The organism is Promicromonospora aerolata, assembly GCF_042682255.1.
Taxonomy (GTDB): Bacteria; Actinomycetota; Actinomycetes; order Actinomycetales; family Cellulomonadaceae; genus Promicromonospora; species Promicromonospora aerolata.
In genome coordinates this window covers 1,285,560-1,303,167 of sequence record NZ_JBHUHF010000001.1, presented here as the reverse complement: position 1 = coordinate 1,303,167, position 17,608 = coordinate 1,285,560, and the positions used below count along the sequence as shown (strand labels likewise).

General features: G+C 74.1%; 15 protein-coding genes. 8 read left to right on the top strand and 7 right to left on the bottom strand.

Translation table 11 applies throughout. From position 1 onward, the window contains the following. The first annotated feature begins 27 nt into the window (after nt 1–27). Complete coding sequence (locus ACFSL2_RS05925; protein ID WP_377196960.1) at nt 28–696, top strand: DedA family protein; 669 nt, start codon at nt 28–30, stop codon at nt 694–696. A 26-nt stretch (nt 697–722) separates the two neighbouring features. On the opposite strand, the gene ACFSL2_RS05920 is transcribed toward ACFSL2_RS05925, so the two are convergent. Continuing rightward, nucleotides 723–1,358: a TetR/AcrR family transcriptional regulator gene (locus ACFSL2_RS05920; protein WP_377196959.1), complete on the bottom strand. Its 636-nt coding sequence runs from the start codon at nt 1,356–1,358 to the stop codon at nt 723–725. 54 nt (nt 1,359–1,412) lie between these two features. Here ACFSL2_RS05920 and ACFSL2_RS05915 point away from each other — a divergent pair, with 54 nt between their 5' ends. The 7 genes from ACFSL2_RS05915 to ACFSL2_RS05885 all read left to right on the top strand — a co-directional run bounded on the left by ACFSL2_RS05915 (nt 1,413) and on the right by ACFSL2_RS05885 (nt 7,406). After that, on the top strand, nt 1,413–2,051 hold the full coding sequence (locus tag ACFSL2_RS05915; RefSeq protein WP_377196958.1) for a biotin transporter BioY: 639 nt from the start codon (nt 1,413–1,415) through the stop codon (nt 2,049–2,051). Then, nucleotides 2,048–3,205 carry an AMP-binding protein gene (locus ACFSL2_RS05910; RefSeq protein WP_377196957.1) on the top strand — a complete coding sequence of 386 codons (1,158 nt, stop codon included), beginning with the start codon at nt 2,048–2,050 and terminating at the stop codon, nt 3,203–3,205. Before ACFSL2_RS05915 ends, ACFSL2_RS05910 begins: the two co-directional genes overlap by 4 nt. A 4-nt stretch (nt 3,206–3,209) precedes the next feature. Next, on the top strand, nt 3,210–4,322 hold the full coding sequence (locus tag ACFSL2_RS05905) for a thiolase family protein (protein WP_377200772.1): 1,113 nt from the start codon (nt 3,210–3,212) through the stop codon (nt 4,320–4,322). Further along, the gene (locus tag ACFSL2_RS05900) at nt 4,319–5,020 is read left to right on the top strand and encodes an energy-coupling factor ABC transporter ATP-binding protein (RefSeq protein WP_377196956.1); all 702 of its coding nucleotides are present in this window, start codon (nt 4,319–4,321) and stop codon (nt 5,018–5,020) included. The genes ACFSL2_RS05905 and ACFSL2_RS05900 overlap by 4 nt, the downstream gene beginning before the upstream one ends. Continuing rightward, nucleotides 5,014–5,610, top strand: coding sequence for an energy-coupling factor transporter transmembrane component T family protein (locus ACFSL2_RS05895; protein ID WP_377196955.1), 597 nt, complete (start codon nt 5,014–5,016; stop codon nt 5,608–5,610). Before ACFSL2_RS05900 ends, ACFSL2_RS05895 begins: the two co-directional genes overlap by 7 nt. Continuing rightward, nucleotides 5,607–5,921: a CHY zinc finger protein gene (locus tag ACFSL2_RS05890; protein WP_377196954.1), complete on the top strand. Its 315-nt coding sequence runs from the start codon at nt 5,607–5,609 to the stop codon at nt 5,919–5,921. Before ACFSL2_RS05895 ends, ACFSL2_RS05890 begins: the two co-directional genes overlap by 4 nt. Nucleotides 5,922–5,999: 78 nt before the next feature. Next, nucleotides 6,000–7,406 carry a serine hydrolase domain-containing protein gene (locus ACFSL2_RS05885; protein WP_377196953.1) on the top strand — a complete coding sequence of 469 codons (1,407 nt, stop codon included), beginning with the start codon at nt 6,000–6,002 and terminating at the stop codon, nt 7,404–7,406. Nucleotides 7,407–7,433: 27 nt separating this feature from the next. Here ACFSL2_RS05885 and ACFSL2_RS05880 read toward each other — a convergent pair whose 3' ends face one another. The 6 genes from ACFSL2_RS05880 to ACFSL2_RS05855 all read right to left on the bottom strand — a co-directional run bounded on the left by ACFSL2_RS05880 (nt 7,434) and on the right by ACFSL2_RS05855 (nt 17,458). Further along, nucleotides 7,434–10,013 carry an FtsX-like permease family protein gene (locus ACFSL2_RS05880; RefSeq protein ID WP_377196952.1) on the bottom strand — a complete coding sequence of 860 codons (2,580 nt, stop codon included), beginning with the start codon at nt 10,011–10,013 and terminating at the stop codon, nt 7,434–7,436. A gap of 395 nt (nt 10,014–10,408) precedes the next feature. After that, nucleotides 10,409–11,830, bottom strand: a complete 1,422-nt coding sequence (locus ACFSL2_RS05875) for an aminoacyl--tRNA ligase-related protein (RefSeq protein ID WP_377196951.1) — start codon at nt 11,828–11,830, stop codon at nt 10,409–10,411. Between the two features lie 158 nt (nt 11,831–11,988). Continuing rightward, nucleotides 11,989–12,882, bottom strand: coding sequence for a KPN_02809 family neutral zinc metallopeptidase (gene ypfJ, locus ACFSL2_RS05870; protein WP_377196950.1), 894 nt, complete (start codon nt 12,880–12,882; stop codon nt 11,989–11,991). 101 nt (nt 12,883–12,983) lie between these two features. Next, nucleotides 12,984–13,685, bottom strand: a complete 702-nt coding sequence (locus ACFSL2_RS05865) for a hypothetical protein (protein ID WP_377196949.1) — start codon at nt 13,683–13,685, stop codon at nt 12,984–12,986. Between the two features lie 77 nt (nt 13,686–13,762). Next, nucleotides 13,763–14,980 (bottom strand): MFS transporter, encoded by a 1,218-nt coding sequence (locus ACFSL2_RS05860; RefSeq protein WP_377196948.1) that lies wholly within the window; start codon nt 14,978–14,980, stop codon nt 13,763–13,765. Between the two features lie 99 nt (nt 14,981–15,079). Then, nucleotides 15,080–17,458 (bottom strand): glycoside hydrolase family 43 protein, encoded by a 2,379-nt coding sequence (locus ACFSL2_RS05855; RefSeq protein WP_377196947.1) that lies wholly within the window; start codon nt 17,456–17,458, stop codon nt 15,080–15,082. Between the last annotated feature and the right edge of the window lie 150 nt (nt 17,459–17,608).

The following is a 17,608-nucleotide window of genomic DNA, read 5'->3' as shown; positions in this document are numbered from 1 at the left end:
CACGTCCAGATCCATAGCGTCCTGGCCATGACGACACACAGCTTCACCTCGACCGTCGCCGACTGGGCGATCGGCCTCATGGAGACCCTCGGGGCCCCGGGCGCGGGCGTCGCGATCGCCCTGGAGAACCTGTTCCCGCCCCTGCCCAGCGAGGTGATCCTGCCCCTGGCAGGCTTCACCGCGGCGCAGGGCAGCCTCGTGCTCTGGCAGGTCCTCGTGTGGACGACGGCGGGGTCCGTGGCCGGCGCCATCATCCTCTACGCCCTCGGAGCGTGGCTCGGCCGCGACCGGCTGCGCGCGATCGTCGACCGGATGCCGCTCGTCTCGCTGGAGGACCTGGACAAAGCCGAGAACTGGTTCACCCGGCACGGGCAGAAGGCCGTGCTGGTCGGCCGGCTCATCCCCATCGTGCGCAGCCTCATCTCCGTACCCGCGGGCGTGGAGCGCATGCCACTGGGCCGATTCCTCGCGTTCACGACGCTCGGCTCCGCGCTCTGGAACACCCTGCTCGTCGGTGCCGGCTACCTGCTGGGGGAGCAGTGGCACCTCGTCGAGGAGGGCGTCGGAGTGTTCCAGAAGGTCGTGGTCGTCGTGGTCGTCGCGCTGCTGGCCTGGTGGCTCGTGCACACGCTGCGACGCCGCTCCGCGCGTGGCGTGCCGGACCAGGACGCGCCACGGCACGTGCGTCAGCGCTGAGGACCAGCGCCCGGTCAGCCGCCCAATCAGCCCGTCGACGTCTCCGTGTGCTGACGCACCGACACCTGGAGCCCGTCGGCGATCATCTTCAGGGCCTCCTCGAAGTCCCCGCCGTCCGACGGCCGCGCGGTCGCGTTCTCCGGGTTCAGCGACGACGCGTCCGCGGCCAGCAGCCCGAACGAGTCCGCGGTCAGGCGCTGCTGCTCGTGGAACGTGTACCCGACGACGAAGTGCATGACGGCCTCCGCGGCGACCCGGGACAGCGAGTCCGGCACGCCGTCGCGGCGGGTGACCGTCATGAGCTGTGGGCGGACGGGGGAGTCGACGAGCCCGAGCGCCAGCGAGCTCGACACCAGCTCGGCGGCGTCGCGATAGGCGAGCAGGCACTCGCGCAGTCGTGCGCCCAGCCGGCGGACCGTCTCGGAGACGGACATCTCCTCGACGCGCACGTCCTCCATCGGCCGGAGGATCCGCGCGCTGACCGCGGCGAGCAGCGCCTGCTTGTTCGGAAAGTGCCAGTAGAGGGCACTGGCCCGGACCTCGAGAGCGGCGGCGATATGGCGCATCGTCAGGTCGGGCAGCCCGTACTCGTCCAGGAGGCGCAGGGCCACCTCGGACACGTCGTCGCGGGTGTGCCGGCGTCCGCTTGGTGATCCGCTCATCACGACAGTATGGTACTGAACGCTGTTCAAGTGAACACCGTTAAGGAGAAGCGAGTGCGAGACGATCACGGACCACGGCGCAGGGTGCTCGACACGACCGATCTGGCGCGCGTCGCGGTATTCGCCGCGCTGGTTGCGGCCCTCGGCCTGCCGGGCAGCTTCAGCGTCCTCGGCGGTGTGCCCATCACGGCGCAGACCTTCGGGGTCATGCTCGCCGGCGCGATCCTCGGCCCGCGGCTCGGGGCGCTGTCCATCATCGCACTGCTCACCCTCACCGCCGTGGGGCTCCCGCTGCTGGCCGGCGGCCGCGGCGGCATCAGCGTGTTCGTCGGACCGTCCGCCGGCTACCTGATCGGCTGGATCGCGGGGGCGTTCGTCATCGGGCTGATCGTGCACTCGTCCGCCCGCAAGCCGGCGGTGTGGCGGACGGCGCTCGCCATGCTGGTCGGCGGCATCCTCGTGGTCTACGCCTTCGGCATCCCGGTGCAGAGCCTGGTCACACGGCTGCCGCTCGCGGAGACGGCGCTGACCAGCCTGGTGTTCCTCCCCGGCGACCTGGTCAAGGCCGCGCTGGCGACGCTCACCGTCTCGACGCTCCTGCGCGCGTATCCCCGTGCGTTCCGGCGGACCTGGCGCCCGAGCGCCCGACAGGAGACCCAGGAGACCGACGCCCCGACGCCGTCGGCCCCATGACCGCACGCATCGTCGTGCTGCACGGCGTCGCGCACGACCTGGTCGACCGGATCCGGGAGGTGCGCGCCGCGGGTGACGTCCCGCTGGTCGGCGACGACCGCTGGCCCGATGCGCAGCGCGCCGCCGTGCACGATCTCGTTCGAGACGCGCGCCCGCCGCGGGGCGCGGCCTGGGCGTCGCTCACCTCCGGGAGCAGCGGCACGCCGCGCGTCGTGCTGCGCACGGCCGCATCCTGGGAGCGCTCGTTCCCGGCTGTCTCAAACCTCCTGTCCGACCCCGCCGTGCCGGAGGCGGAGCGGGCGGTCGTCCTGCCCGCGCCGCCGGCGTCCTCGCTCACCCTGTTCTCCGTGGCGCACGCCCTGAGCGGCGGCCCGCGCCCGGTGTTCCCGGGGGACGACGAGGGCCTCGCGGCGGCCACGTCGTTCCATGGCACACCGCACGCGCTGCGCACGCTGCTCGACGGCGGCAGGCTGTCGCGGCTGCGGACCGCACTGGTCGGCGGTTCCCACCTGGACCAGGACCTGCGTGCGCAGGCCGAGTCCAGGGGCATCCGGGTGGTCGCCTACTACGGCGCGGCGGAGCTCTCGTTCGTCGCGGTCGACGACGGCACCGGGCTGCGTTCCTTCCCTGGGGTGGACGTCGACGTGCGCGGCGGCGAGGTCTGGGTGCGGTCGCCCTTCACGGCCCTCGGCTACCTCGGCGACGGCGGACCGCTGCGGACCGACGGGGCCTGGGCCACGGTCGGCGACCTCGCCGAGCTGAACGCCGGCCCCGCCGCCCCCGGCCCTGGCCCCGGCGCCCTGCGGCTGCGCGGCCGCGCCGACGGCGCCATCATCACCGCCTCGGCGACCGTGATCCCCGAGGAGGTCGAGGCCGAGCTCCGGCAGGTTCCCGGTGTCGCGGACGCCGTCGTCTTCGGGGTCCCCGCCGGCGGTGTCGGAGCGCTCGTCGCCGCGATGCTGGAACCCGCTCCCGGATACCCCACGATCACCACGGGCTCGCTGCGCGATGTCCTGTCCGACCGGCTGGGACCGGCGCACCGGCCCCGGATCTGGTTCACCGGGGAGCTGCCGCGCAGCACCTCGGGAAAGCCGGCCCGGGCCGACGTCGTCCGCCGCGCGCTCGCCGGGGAGGTGAGCAGGGTTGCCGGATGAAGCGATGGTCGTCGCGGCCCGCCGGACGCCGATCGGTACCCGCGGGCGGGCACTGGCGTCCCTGGACGTCGGGCAGCTCGCCGCACCCGTCCTGCGCGCCGTGCGCGCCGATGCGGAGGGCGCCGTCGGACGCCGGCTCGCCGTCGCCGACGTCGTGCTGGGCAACTGCATGGGCCCGGGCGGCAACCCGGCGCGCGTCGCCGCCCTCGCGGCGGGGCTGGGGGTCGAGGTCCCCGGCGCGACCGTGGACCGGCAGTGCGGCAGCGGACTCGCCGCGGTGCTCGACGCCGCGACGGCGATCCACGCCGGGGACGACCGTCCGCGGATCGCCGGTGGGGTCGAGAGCGCGTCGACGGCGCCGGCCCGGTCGGTCGACGGTGTGCGGTACGACCGTGCCCCGTTCACCCCGGCGGGGTGGCCCGACCCGGACATGGTGCGGGCCGCGCAGGACCTGGCCTCGACCGACGGCCTCAGCAGGGAACGACAGGACGCGCACGCCGCACGCAGCCATCGCCGGGCGCTCGCCGCCCGCGATGCCGGACGGTTCGCGGCCGAGCTCGTCCCGGTGGCCGGGCTGACCGCGGACGATTCCGTCGGGGTCGCCGAGCGGGTGCTGTCCCGGCTGCCCGTCCTGTTCGACGACGGCACCCTGACCGCCGGGACGTCCACGCGCATCAGCGACGGGGCCGCGGCGGTCGCCGTCGTGCCGCGCGGGCTGGCGGGCTCCGCGCCGGGGCTCGCGCTGCGGGCGCACGCGGTGGTCGGCTGCGATCCCGCACTGCCCGGGATCGGGGCCGCGCCGGCCGTGCGCGCGGCCCTCGACTCCGCCGGAGCCGACGTCCGCGAGGTCGCCGCGTTCGAGATCGTCGAGGCGTTCGCGGCCCAGTCGCTGGCCGTGCTCGGCCGCCTCGGTCTCGACGACGACGACCCGCGCGTGTGCGCCGACGGCGGAGCGCTGGCCCTGGGCCACCCGTGGGGCGCGAGCGGCGCGGTCAGCGTGGTGCGCCTGTTCGGGCGGCTCGTCCGGGCGGGCGCCCCCGCCGGGACGCTCGGTGTCGCGGCGGCGTCCGTGGGCGGCGGGCTGGGCGTCGCGGCCCTCTTCGAGGTGGTCCGGTGAGCGGCGTCCAGCTCCAGGGCGTGCACGTGCGCCTGGGCGACACGGACGTGCTGCGCGACGTCACGCTCGCGCTGGACGCGCGGTCCATCGCCGTCGTCGGGGAGAACGGTTCGGGCAAGTCGACGCTCGCGCGCCTGCTCAGCGGACTGGTCGCCGCGAACGAGGGCACCGTGCGGGTCCTCGGCCTCGACCCGGTACGGCAGGCCGCGGAGCTGCGCCGCCGCGTCGCGGTGATCTTCAGCAACCCGGACGCGCAGATCGTCATGCCCACGGTGGCGGAGGACGTCGCGTTCTCGCTCCGCGCCGAGAAGCTGCCACGCGCCGAGAAGGCCCGGCGCGTCGGGGCGGCGCTCGACCGGTTCGGCCTCGCCGACCTCGCCGACCGGTCGTCGCACGACCTGTCCGGCGGCCAGAAGCAGCTGCTCGCCCTGTGCGGCGCCTTCGTCCGGCGCCCGGACCTGGTGGTCGCGGACGAGCCGACCGCCTACCTGGACGCGCGCAACGCCCGCCGGGTCGCGGACCACCTGTTCGCCGACACGTCGCACCCGGACGCGTCGCACCGGCTGGTCCTCGTGACGCACGACCTGCGGCTCGCGCAGCGCTGCGACACGGCGGTGCTCGTCCAGGACGGGACGGTGACCCAGGTGGGACCACCCGCGCACGTGATCGAGACGTACGAGGCAGGTATCCCGTGGTGACCCTGTACCGGCCCGGCGACGGTCCGTGGCACCGGCTGCGAGCAGGGCCCAAGACGGCCCTCCTCCTGCTCGTCGTGCTCGGCATCTGCCTGCTCCCGGCGACCTGGTGGGCCGCCGGGGTCATGGCCGGCGTCTGCCTCGCGTGCTACGCCGTACCCGGTGCCGGGATGCGCGAGCTGGGCCGTCAGCTCGTCGCGACCCGCTGGATCGTCGGCGTGACCCTCGTCGGCCAGCTGATCTTCCTCGGTCCGGAGAGCGCCGCGGCGAACACCTCCCGGGTCGCCGTGGCCGTGGCGCTCGCCGGGCTCCTCGCGCTGACCACCCGGGCGACCGAGCTGCTGGAGACGGTCGAGCGCGCGATGCAGCCGCTCGCGCGGCTGCGTATCGACCCCGGCCGGGCCGCGCTGACCCTGACCGTCACGCTGAGCACGCTGCCCGTGCTCGCGAGCCTGGCCCGCACCGTCCGCGAGGCACAGCGGGCCCGTGGTGGCGGGCGCAGCCTGCGACACTTCGCCATGCCGTTCCTGGTCATGGCGCTCAAGCACGCGGACGAGCTCGGCGAGGCCCTCGCCGCACGGGGCGTGCGATGAGGCCGGTGGTGCTCGGCCCCACGGTCGACGAGCAGACGAGATGCATCCACTACCGGACACCGCTCGACATCATCGCTGTCCGGTTCGCCTGCTGCGGCCGCTACTACCCCTGCCACCTGTGCCATGACCGCACCGCGGACCACCCGTCGCGGCCGTGGCCGGCCGGAGCGGGCGACGTGCGGGCGGTGCTGTGCGGCGCGTGCTGGACCGAGCTGACCGTCGCGGAGTACCAGGGCGCCGGGCGCTGCCCGGCCTGCGCGGCCGCGTTCAACCCGCGCTGCGCCCTCCACTCCTCGATCTACTTCGGCTAGCGGGCTCGGGCATTCGGGCGGGCCACCCGGTCGGCTAACCCGGTGACGTCCTGGCCGATGACCTGACAGAGTCTCCCCGTGACCGACGACCGCACCGCCAAGACCCTCCGCTCCATCGCCCCCTACCTGGCCGACTGGGCCTCGTTCCAGGCCGCCTACCACGGCATGCCCGGCCTGCAGCTCGCAGTAGGCCGCCGTGGCGAGGTCTTCGTCGACCTGGCCTGGGGCACGGCGAACCTCGAGACGGGGGAGAGCCTGACCAGCGACCACCTGTTCCGCGTCGCGTCCCACTCCAAGACGTTCACCACCGTCATCGTGATGCGGCTCGTCGAGCACGGCAAGCTCCGCCTGGACGACGCCGTGGGCGAGCTCGTCCCCGAGCTCGACGGGTCGGCCGCCGCCGGCATCACTGTCCGCGAGCTGCTCGGCCACCAGGCCGGCCTCGTCCGCGACTCGTCGGACGGCGACTTCTGGCAGCACCGCCGCCCGTTCCTCGACCGGGCACAGGTGCTGGAGTGCGTGCGCCGCGAGGGCGTCGTGTTCGAGCCGAACGAGCACTTCAAGTACACGAACATCGGCTACAGCCTGCTCGGCATCATCATCGAGGAGGTCACCGGCAAGACCTACGACGAGATGGCACGCGTCGCCGTCATCGAACCCCTGGGCCTGACCCGGACCGGCACCGAGCTGGATCCCGCCCGCGCCGCCGAGTACGCCGCCGGCCACACCGGCCGCATCGCGCACGGCGACACCCGCCGCGTCGTCCCGCACGTGGACACCCGCGCCATGGCCGCCGCCACCGGCTGGTACTCCACCGCGCTGGAGATGGTCCGCTACGGCGCCACGCACGTGCTCGGCGACACCACGCTGCTCAGCGACAAGAGCAAGCGCCTCGTGCAGCGCGAGGAGTCCCGCGTGGTGGTCCGCGGAGCCGAACGCGGCCGGTACGGCGTCGGCATGGCGCTCGGCACGATCGGCGACCGCGAGGTCGTGGGCCACTCCGGCGGCTACCCCGGCCACATCACCCGCACCTGGATCGACCCCGTCGACGGGCTCGTCGTCTCCTCGCTCACCAACTCCGTCGACGGCATCGCCGACCAGATCGCGACCGGTGTGATCCACCTGATCAACCTGGCGCTCGCGGCGGCGGACGACGTCGCGGCGTCCGCCGCCGGGGGCGAGCCCGTACCGCCCGTCCCCGACGACGCCCCCGTGGGACGCTTCGCCAACCTGTGGGGCGTGGCCGACGTCGTGGACCTCGGCGGGATCCTGCACTCGATCAACCCGCGCTACGCCCGGCCGGACGAGCAGGCCCAGCGGCTCGTCGTGGTCGGCGGCCGCCTGGTGCAGGAGCCCGTCGCCGGGTTCAGCACGGTTGGCGAGCCCGTCCAGGTGGAACGGGACGCCGACGGCGCCGTCACCGCCGTCCGCGTCGGTGCCATGACGTCGTGGCCGATCGACGAGTTCCGGGCGCGCCGGGCCTGACCTCGGCGGACCAGGCCCGGCGCGCCTTCACTCCGCCCCGAGCGCCGCCACCGGGGAGGTGCGGGCCGCGGTCCGCGCCGGCATGACCGACGCGAGGAGTCCGGCGACGATTGCGACACCGAGGCACATCGCGAGCTCCGCCCACGGGACGGCGTACTGCACGTCGCCCATGAGGGACAGCGTGGTGGCGGCGCCGGCCCAGCCGAAGATCAGCCCGAGGACGATGCCGACCACCGCCCCGACGCCGGCGATGAGGACGCCCTCGACGGCGAGCATGCCGCGCAGCTGGCCCGTGCTGAGGCCGATGGTCCGCAGGGTCGCGGACTCCCTGGTGCGCTCGATGACCGAGAGCGACAGCGTGTTCGTCACGCCGACCAGGGCGATCACCACCGCGACGGCGAGCAGCCCCACCATGATGCCGAGGATGATGTCGACGATCTGCCGGAACTGCTCGGCCTGAGCCGCGGGGCCCACGACCTGGGCGTCGAGGTCGACCTGCGCGGCGGCGTCCTGGACGTCCGTCAGCACCGCCATGGTGTCGGCACCCGAGACGTGCCCCCAGATCTCGGTCCAGGGCTCGGCGTCGGCGACGCGGGCGAGGTCCTCGGGCGTGACGGTCCGGTCGAGCTGCCTGGAGCCCGTGATGACGACCGTCAGGTCGACCGAGCCGTTCGGGCCCGAGACGGGGGTGCTGTCGCCCGCATCGAGGGACAACCAGTCCGCCGTGTCCTGGGTCAGCAGGATCGAGCCCTCCGCGAGCCGTTCCGCCTCCTCCGGTACGTTCACCACGGCGACCAGCTCGTCCGGGTCCGCGGCGTTCAGCCACGTCTCCTTGGCGTCGGCGATCGTGCCCGTCGCCGTGGTGACGACCGCGACGTCGGAGACGCCGGAGGTTCCGGCGACGGCGTCGCGCAGGCCCTCGACGTACTCGGGTGCGGTGGTGGACACGCTCACGTCGTACGGGAAGGCCCCGTCGAGGCCGCGCTCCGAGGTCGCGCGGGCGCTGGCTGCGCCGGTGGACATCATGGTGACGAGGGTGACGCCGATGAGCAGCGCGGTGGAGGTCGCCGCCGTGCGGCGCGGGTTGCGCAGCGTGTTGGCGACCGCCAGGCGGGAGGCGGGACCCGTGCGGGCCACCAGGGCGCCGAGGGCCGCTGCGACGCGCGGCAGCCAGAGCACCGCGCTCAGCACGACGCCGAAGAACGTGAAGGCGATGCCGCCGACCGCAGCGGCGACACCGGCTCCCAGGGAGCTCGCACTGCCGAGGGCGACGCCGAGGCCGAGCAGCGCGATGCCGCCGAGAAGGGAGAGGATCGCGAACACGAGCCGGACCCGGCCGGTGCGGGCGCGGAGCGTCGGGGCGTCGGACGGCCGCAGCGCGGCCAGCGGTGCGACCCGGGTCGCCGAGCGGGCGGGGGCGAGCGCGGCCAGGACCGTCACGACCGTGCCGACGGCGAGCGGCAGCACTATCGATTGCACGGTCGGCGTGATCGTCGTCGGGATCGGCACCCCGAGGTCGAAGCTCGGTACGGTCAGCAGCGCGGCCTGGGCGAGCAGCAGGCCGGTCAGGGTGCCCACCACGGACGCGAGGAGGCCGAGGATCGCGGCCTCCAGCAGGACGCTGCGGTAGACCTGGCCGGTCCCCGCTCCGATGCACCGCAGGAGCGCGAGCGTCCTGGTCCGCTGGGCGACGAGCACCTGGAACGTGTTCGTGATGACCATGGCGGCGATGAGCAGTGCGATGGCGGCGAACGCCATGACGAACACGATGAAGATGAGGTCCTCACCACCGGTCAGTCCGGAGGCCTTCGCCGTCGCCGCCGCCTCGGTGGTCTCGACGGACACCTGAGCGGCGTCCGTGCCGACGACCTCCTGGATCGCGGTGCGCAGCGCCGCGGGGACGCTGGTGCCGGTGGGCGGGGTGTCGAGCGTGACGAGCAGCTGGCTGACCGACGTCGAGGAGGGATCCGCGGCGTTCCAGGCGCTGAGCGTGGCGGACGGGACCGCGGCGACCCCGCCGGAGATCGTGTAGGCGCCGTAGGGGTCGGCGGCGAGGCCCGTCACGGTCAGGGTCTCGACGACCCGCTCCGGCTCGCCGAGCTCGGCCGCCGGATCCTCCGCCTGGCTCTCGGCCCAGCCCTCCGGGTACAGGGTGCGGGAGAGCTCCAGCGTGTCGCCGAGGCCGACCTCGAGCCGCTCGGCGACCTGAGGGGTCAGCGCCACCTCGTCGTCGGCGGCCGGCCAGGTTCCGTCGGTGAGCTCGAGCGGCGAGAGCCGGGGGTCCTCGGGGACGGGGGTGAACGTCTGGTAGCCGCCCTTGCCGCCGTTGCGCAGGTTGCCCGACCAGCTGGTGACGGGCTGGACGGCCGTGACGCCGTCGACCGAGCCGACGGCCTCGACGTCCTCACCGGTGAACGAGCTGTCGGACGTCTCGGAGGACTCCTCCGATGCCGACACGACGAGGTCGGAGTCGGCGTATCCCGCCGCGACGACGTCGCGGGTCGTCTCCTGGATGACGGTCCCGGCGAGCAGCGTCACGGTGACGAAGGCCGTGCTGATCAGGATGGCGACGCCCGCTGACGCGAGGCGCCCCGCGCTGCGGCGCATCTGACCGAGGGTGAGTCGCGCGGCGGGGAAGGAGCCGGCCATCAGGCGCCGGCCCCGGTTGTCGTGTCGCCCGGCGCAGGGGCCGGCTGGTCCGCCGGGACGTACACGGTGGTGTCCACGAGATTGCTCCTCGAGTCGTCGATGCTGCTGGATCGGTCGCTGCTCAATCGGTCGTCCGGCCCGCTGACCCGCCCATCTGCCGCCGGGGACGGCAGGTGGGCAGGCCAGCGGGCCGGCAGTCCTGAACCTACGGACTCGGCGAGGGCCGGGGCATCAGGCCGAGGCCTGATCCTTGGCCTGGGGTGTCATCCCCTGGTCGTACTGGTTCGCCCGCTGCCGCCCTGGTCATGGACCTCCCGGCCCACCGAGCACTGGGCGTCCTGGTGGCGTGCTACTCACAGCGGGACCCGCGGCACCCGGTTCTTCGCGGCCTCCGCGAGCCGGTCCGCCAGCTCCGCGAGCGGCACGGACGCCTTGGCGCCCGACCCCGGGTCGGTCACCGCGACCTCGCCCGCCTCGGCCTCGCGCGGGCCGAGCACGCCGAGCAGGGCGTCGCGCCGATGTCGGGCCAGGCGGATCCGGTTGCCCAGCGACCCGTCCCACTCCACGCGGACGCGGACACCGCGGGAGCGCAGGGCGGCCGCCAGCCGGCCCACCTCGCCGTCGACGTCGTGCTCGCCGCCGTCCGCGCCGCCGCCGTCGGCCCCGGGCCGAGGGCCGGTCACCGGGAGCAGGCAGACCTGCACGGGCGCGAGCCAGAACGGCAGCCGCCCGCGGTGCCGCTCCAGGAGGAACGCGACCATGCGTTCCATCGCGCCGACGGTGCCGCGGTGGATCATGACCACCCGTTCCCGCTCGCCGGACGCCGCCACGTAGGTCAGGTCGAACCGCTCCGGCTGGTTGAAGTCGAGCTGTACGGTCGCGAGGGTCTCCTCGTGGCCGCCGGCGTCGAGCACCTGCACGTCGATCTTGGGCCCGTAGAACGCGGCCTGGCCCGGCTCCGCCTGCCAGGGCGCCCCGGTCGGCACCGCGTCAGGCGCCGCATCGAGGACCGCATCCAGCACCTCGGCCAGCACCCGCTCGGCGTCGGCCCACCGCTCCGGCGCCCCGAGCCACTTGTCCGAGGCGTCCCGGCCGGACAGCCGCAGGTAGGACACCTCGATCCCCAGGGTCGCGAGCACCTCGAGAATCGCGTCCAGCGCGGTGCGCACCTCCACCCCTACCTGGTCGGGGCGGCAGAAGACGTGCGCGTCGTCCAGGTTGATCTGCCGTACCCGGCTCAGCCCCGACAGCACCCCGGAGCGCTCCGCGCGGAACATCGGGGCGAGCTCCGAGTACCGCACCGGCAGGTCGCGGTAGGAGCGCGGCTCCGACGCGTAGATCTGCGCGTGGTGCGGGCAGTTGGCGGGCCGCAGCACGAGCGGGTCGACGTCGGCGGCCTCCACCTGCGAGGCACCGGCCGGCGCGGGCCCGCCGTCGGGCCCCGCCTCACTCGGCTCACCCGGCCCAGGGTCCGCGCCCGGCCCCTCGACGTACAGGGGCGGGAACATGTCGTCCGCGAACTTGGCCCAGTGGCCCGACCGCTCGAACAGCGAGCGCTTGCCGAGCACCGGCGAGTACACGGGCTCGCACCCGGTGCGCAGCGCGACCTCGCGCGCGTACTGCTCCAGCTCGTACCGTACGGCGGCGCCGGCGGGCAGCCACAGGGGCAGGCCGGGTCCGACCAGGGGGCTCGAGGCGAAGATCCGCAGGTCGCGGCCGAGGTCGCGGTGGTCGGCGACGGGTTCGGACCGGGCAGGGAGGGTGTCGTCGTGCATGGTTGCTCCTTCGGTGGAGGAGCCGCCCCGGTGCCGGACATGACAAAGGCCCCGGAGCGAGCTCCGGGGCCTGGGTTGCTGAGTTGCAGGGTCAGCGCGCGCCGGAGGGGTCCGGCGTCGTCGTGCGTGCGCTGAGGTGCATGGCGCCCACGATACGGTCAGAGGGAGGACGCGTCCAGCGCGTTGCAGTCCTGGATGGTGCCACCGTTGTAACCGATCGTGAACCACTGGACGCGCTGCTCGGAGCTGCCGTGCGAGAACGCCTCGGGGTTCACGTCACCACCGGACCGGCGCTGGATGTTGTCGTCGCCCACGGCCGCGGCCGCGGACAGCGCCTGGTTCAGCTCGTCCGTCGTGATCGGCTCCAGGAACGTCACGCCGGTGTCCGGGTCCTCGGTGGTCGCGGCGTTGCCCGCCCACATCCCCGCGAGGCAGTCGGCCATCAGCTCGATGCGCACGGAGTCGGAGTCCGGGCCCGTGCCCGACCGGTCGGCCCGCTCGAACAGGCCGAGCTGGTTCTCGATGTGGTGCCCGAACTCGTGGGCCGTCACGTACATCTCCGCCAGGGGCCCACCCTCGGCACCGAACTGGCTCGACAGCTGGTCGTAGAACGCGAGGTCCTCGTACACGGTCGTGTCGGCGGGGCAGTAGAACGGTCCGGTGGCCGACGTCGCGGAACCGCAGGCGGTGTCGACGGCGCCGGTGAAGCTGACGACCTCGGGCAGCTCGTACTCGACCCCGGCCTGCTCGGGCAGCGTCGCGGCCCAGTACACGTCCAGCGAGTCGACGGCGCCGCTGAGCCGGCACTCCGGGTCGGTGTTGGCCTGCTCCGCCGTGCACTCGCCCACGTACGCCTGCTCGCCCGTGTCTCCGGCGCCGGAGGTGGTCCCGCCGAGGATGTCGGCCGGGCTGTTGCCGGTCACCAGCATGTAGAGGAGCGCCACGACGATCGCCACGCCACCACCGCCGCCCGCGACGACGGCGCCCCTGCGCCCGCCACCGCCCTTGCGGACCCGGCCACCCTCGAACTGCCCGCCCTCGCTGAAGGTCACGCGGCAACGCTACCGCGACAGCGGTGTACCTACCCGTTCCCGCGTGGCGTCCGTTCCCGCGAGGCGACCGTTCCCGCGAGGCGACCGTTCCCGCGAGGCGCTCAGGCGGTCCAGGTGCGCCGGTCGCGGGCCGCGAGGTGCACGATCTCCAGCTCGCGGTCGGTGAGCATCGCCCGCCGGCTCGCGAGCCACGGCACCAGCTCGTCGGCCGTGAGCACCTCGACGCCGTCGCGCGGGCCCTCGACGCGCGGCTGGTCCGTCCGGACGAAGACGATCAGCGCCTGCACGGTGATCGGCACCCGCGTGGCCCGGCCCAGGATCTCCTGGGTGCGGCGCGCGGCGTTCCGCGCGGCATCGGCAGTGACGTCCTGGACGGGCCGGTACACGGACTCGATCGTGTAGACCCCGGAGGGCCCGATCACGAGCTGGTCGATCTCCAGGGTGTCGTCGTGCTGGACCGAACCGGTCGCGCGCAGGCGCCCCGGTCCGGTCGACGGCACCTCGATCGACTGGATGACGCGCCAGATCGGTCGCCGGGCCACGAGCTCCCAGAGCTCGTTGGCGACACCCCGCACGCCGGCGATCCGGCGGCTCAGCGCGCGGTGCTTCGGGTCGTACCCGCCGCGCAGCCGCCCGCGGATCAGCGGGCCGAGGTGCTGGCGCCGGTAGGCGCGCCGGCGGGCGATCAGATGTTTCGCCGGCCGGTTGTTGGTCAGGTCGTCCGCACGGGCCAGGCGGCCGGTGCGCAGGTTCGGCAGTGCGTCGGCGAGGGTGACGGGAACGCTCGGTGAGTCAGTGCCCATGAGCGGACGGTACGTCCGAGATGGCGCCTGCGCGCGTTCTGGCAGTAAAGCAGGGCGAAGGGCGCACTTTGTCGGATTTAGTGTGCGATGTCAGCCCCGACGTCGTGCGTGGCCGGGAAGGCCCGGCGCGCCGCCAGCACCACGACGAGCGCCGCCGCGACGATCCCCGCGCCGGTGTACGGCACGGCGGCGAACCCGGCGCCGTCGAGCACGAGCGCGCCCAGGGCGGCGCCGCCGCCGATCCCGATGTTCGCCGTGGAGTTGACCAGCGCGCCGACGACGTCGGGGGAGGCCCCGCGGGTGCGGATGGCCGCGGCCTGGAAGACGGCGGCCACCGCGCCGAAGCCGACGCTCCACACGGCCGCGGCCGTGAGCGTGCCCGCCGTGCCGGGGAAGGCGAGCCCGAGTGCGAGGATCCCGCCGGCGACGACGACCAGGGTGAGCACGGTGGTCTGCCGGGGGCGCACGTCGAGCCGGGCGGCGGCGTAGGCGGCGCCGATGAGGCCGAGGGCGCCGATCAGCAGCAGCGCGGGCCCGAGCGCCGATGTGGCGAGCCCCGCGGCCAGGAGCAGCACCGACACGTAGGTGTAGACCGTGTAGTGGCCGAGGTAGGCCAGGGCGTTCGCCGTCGTGACCCGGGCGAGAGCGGTGCGCCGGGCGCCGCGGTCGGCGTCGGCCGGGGGAGCGCCGCCCCCGGGGACGGACGGCAGCAGCAGCGCCGTGAGCACCCCGGCGAGCGCGCACACCCCGGCCAGGACCAGGAACGCGGTGCGCCAGCCCACTGCCGTGCCGAGCGCGGTCGACAGCGGCACGCCCAGCACGAAGCCCGCCGACGCGCCCAGGGTGACGAGCGCCAGCGCCCGCCCCGCGAGGTGGGCGCGCACCAGGCGCGACGCGTACCCGATGCTCACGGAGAAGAAGACCGCGTGCGACGCCCCGCCCAGGGCCCGGGCCGTGGCGACGAGCGCGAACGTGGGCGCCACGGCGACGATCACGTTGCTCACCGTGTAGACCGCGAGGGCGGAGAGCAGCACCGTCTTGCGCGGCAGGCGGCGCGTCGCGGTCGTCAGGGGCACGGCCAGCACCGCGACCATGAACGCGTACGCCGTGACGAGGAGCCCGGCGACGCCCTCCGAGACGGCGAGGTCGTCGCTGATCAGCGGCAGCAGTCCCACGGGCACCAGCTCCGTGGTGATGGCGACGAACGTGGCCAGCGCGAGCGCGAACAGTCCGCCCCCGGCCTCGCGCACACTCCCGGGCTGCCAGGAAGTGGCTTCGTGCTCCGCTGCGGACATGCTCCCATCCTGACACCCGGTCTGGCCCCGCTGAGTGCTGGATATCTGTGCTGTCGAAACGTTCCGACAGCACGAATACCCAGCACTCAACGGCCGGGCTCAGTTGAGCTCGCGGAGGAGCACCGTCTCGAAGGTGGCGGTTGTGGCCGGGGCTGCGCCGCCGCCGGCGTAGATGCCCACCTCCGGGTCGGTACCCGCCGGGAGCGTCCAGGTGGCCCCGAAGCGCCAGCTCTCGCCGTCGCGCGACGACGCGGCCCGGTACTCGTGCTCGCCGGTCGTCGGGTCGGTGGTGTGGAAGAGGCGCAGGTGCATGCGGTCGGCGACCGGCCCGGAGACGTGGCCGCCGAACCAGGTGCGCCCGTCGGCGGTGAGCTCCTTGCCGAACTCGACCTGGCGGGTCTGCCAGATCGACACCGGCGCGAGCCGCAGGAAGTCGTCGTCGCCCGCGTGCACCAGCAGGCCCGCCTGCTGGTAGTTGCGCACGGTGTCCTCGCCCAGCGGCAGGGTCACGGTCGCCTCCAGCACGAAGTCGCCCTCCGGCGCGTCACGGAGCAGCGCCGGCGCGTCGTTGGCGGCCCCCACCAGGTCGTGCCCCGTCAGCGGCCACGACAGCGCGCCGTCCGCGACCTCGACGTCGGCCGGGCCGTGCAGCCACCGCCAGCCCGCGTCCAGCTCACCGTCGAACTCCTCGGCGAACGTCACGGCCCCGGCCCGCGGCTCGGCGACGCGCTCGGTCACCGGGTCGTGCGCCGCCACGACGGTCAGGTTGTCGAGCTGCGCCTCGCCGCCGTCGGCCACCAGGCGCACGGGCGCCCGCCGTGGCAGGTCGCGGCGCGGCTCGAACCGCACCTCCGCGTCCACGTCGCCCAGGCCGCTCGAGGACAGCCGGGCGTCGAGCACGCCGTCGCGCACCTCGACGCTCAGCACGTGCCACGACGTCAGGTCGACGTTCGCCGGCACCTCCGCCCGCCGCTGCGCACGCCCCTGCCCGACGACGAGCTCGCGCGCCCCGGCGTCCAGCCGCACCGTCACCCCGGCCGGTCCGTGACCGCCGACGGCGACCGTGAGCGCCCCGTCGGCGTCGGGCAGCCGCACGTCGGCCTCGACCCGCACGTCCCGCGGGGCGGGTGCCGTCCGTGCCACGGCGGCGCCCCGGCGGTCCGGCACCAGGCGCGCGATCGCACCCGCGTCACCCGCGCCGTCGGACCCCCGGACGAGCGTGCCCGCCACCCGCCGGAGCCCCGGCCCGGACACCGGGTCGGCGCTCACGATGCCGAGCTCGCTCGCCGACACCGGCCCCGGCTGCGGCCCCTCGCTGGGACCCGCACCCGCGTTGACCACCGGCCACCCGTCGATCCAGTCCATCCGGTCGATCAGCGTCGGCCGCCGGTTCACGCCACCCGGCTCGTTCAGCCACGCCTCGTCCTTGTCGATGGCGTGGTAGAGCATCCAGTCCTGGCCCGACACGTCCGTCAGCACCGCGTGGTGCCCTACGCCGATCCACCGGTTCCCGTTCTGCGCCAGCACCTGCGTGCCGCCCACGCGGGACTCGTTCAGGCTCACGCCCTCGTGGTCGGTGAACGGGCCCAGCGGCGACCGCGACCGGCCCGTGTACACGCTGTACCCCGTCACGGGGCCGGCACAGCAGTTGGCCGACGAGCCCATCAGGTAGTACCAGCCGTCGCGCTTGACCACGAACGCGCCCTCGTACCGGTCGGCCACCGTCACCCGCGTGGGCGCACCCACCGCCCGGGTCCCGGACTCGTCCAGCTCAGTGACCCAGACACCCCCGTTGAAGCCGCCGAAGTACAGGTAGCGCGACCCGTCGTGGTCCGCGAACAGCGCGGGGTCGATCGTGTTCAGGTACGCGCCGCCGCCCGCCGGGCGCGGGTCGAGCACCGGACCGCCCGAGTCGGTCCACGGCCCCGTCGGCGTCGGCGCCGTGGCCACACCGATCGTGTAGTCCCAGGGGTCGGGGTTCTCCGCCGTGTCCGTCACCGTGTAGTACATGACGTACTGGCCGTCCACGTACCGGATGTCCGGCGCCCAGAAGTACGAGGCGCTCGCGGCCCAGGCCGGCCGGTTCTCCTCGTCGAAGATCGTGTCCACGTACTCCCACGTCTCCAGGTCCCGGGACTTGGCCACGTGCATGTTGCCGAACGGCCCGCCGGAGACCAGCGGGTCGCTCGTCGCGTACAGGTACCACCAGCCGTCCTTGCCCCGGATCACGGCGGGATCGGCGTAGGTGTCGGCGAACGGCTCGGTGATCGGGTTGGTGAACGTGGTGGTGGGTGAGGTGTCGTGGCCGGGCAAGGTTTCGGGCGGGCTGCCGTGGCCGGGCACGGTTCCGGGTGGGCTCTCGCTGTCGGACGGCGGTGGGGCGGCCGCTGCTGGTGCGGCACCCCCGCCGTCGGGCAGGGCGCTGGCGCCCAGGGCGAGCGCGAGCGAGGCGAGGACGGCGACAAACCTGATCTGCATGGGTCTCTCATCCCTTCGGACGCCGGGCAACGTCCGCGATGACGTGACCGGCGCACCATGACGACGACGTAGGTACAACGTAGTACCAGGTGGTGAAGGTACCGTCGCGACACCAATGCCGTCCAGGCCCGTCGCGCCCAGCCGGTGACG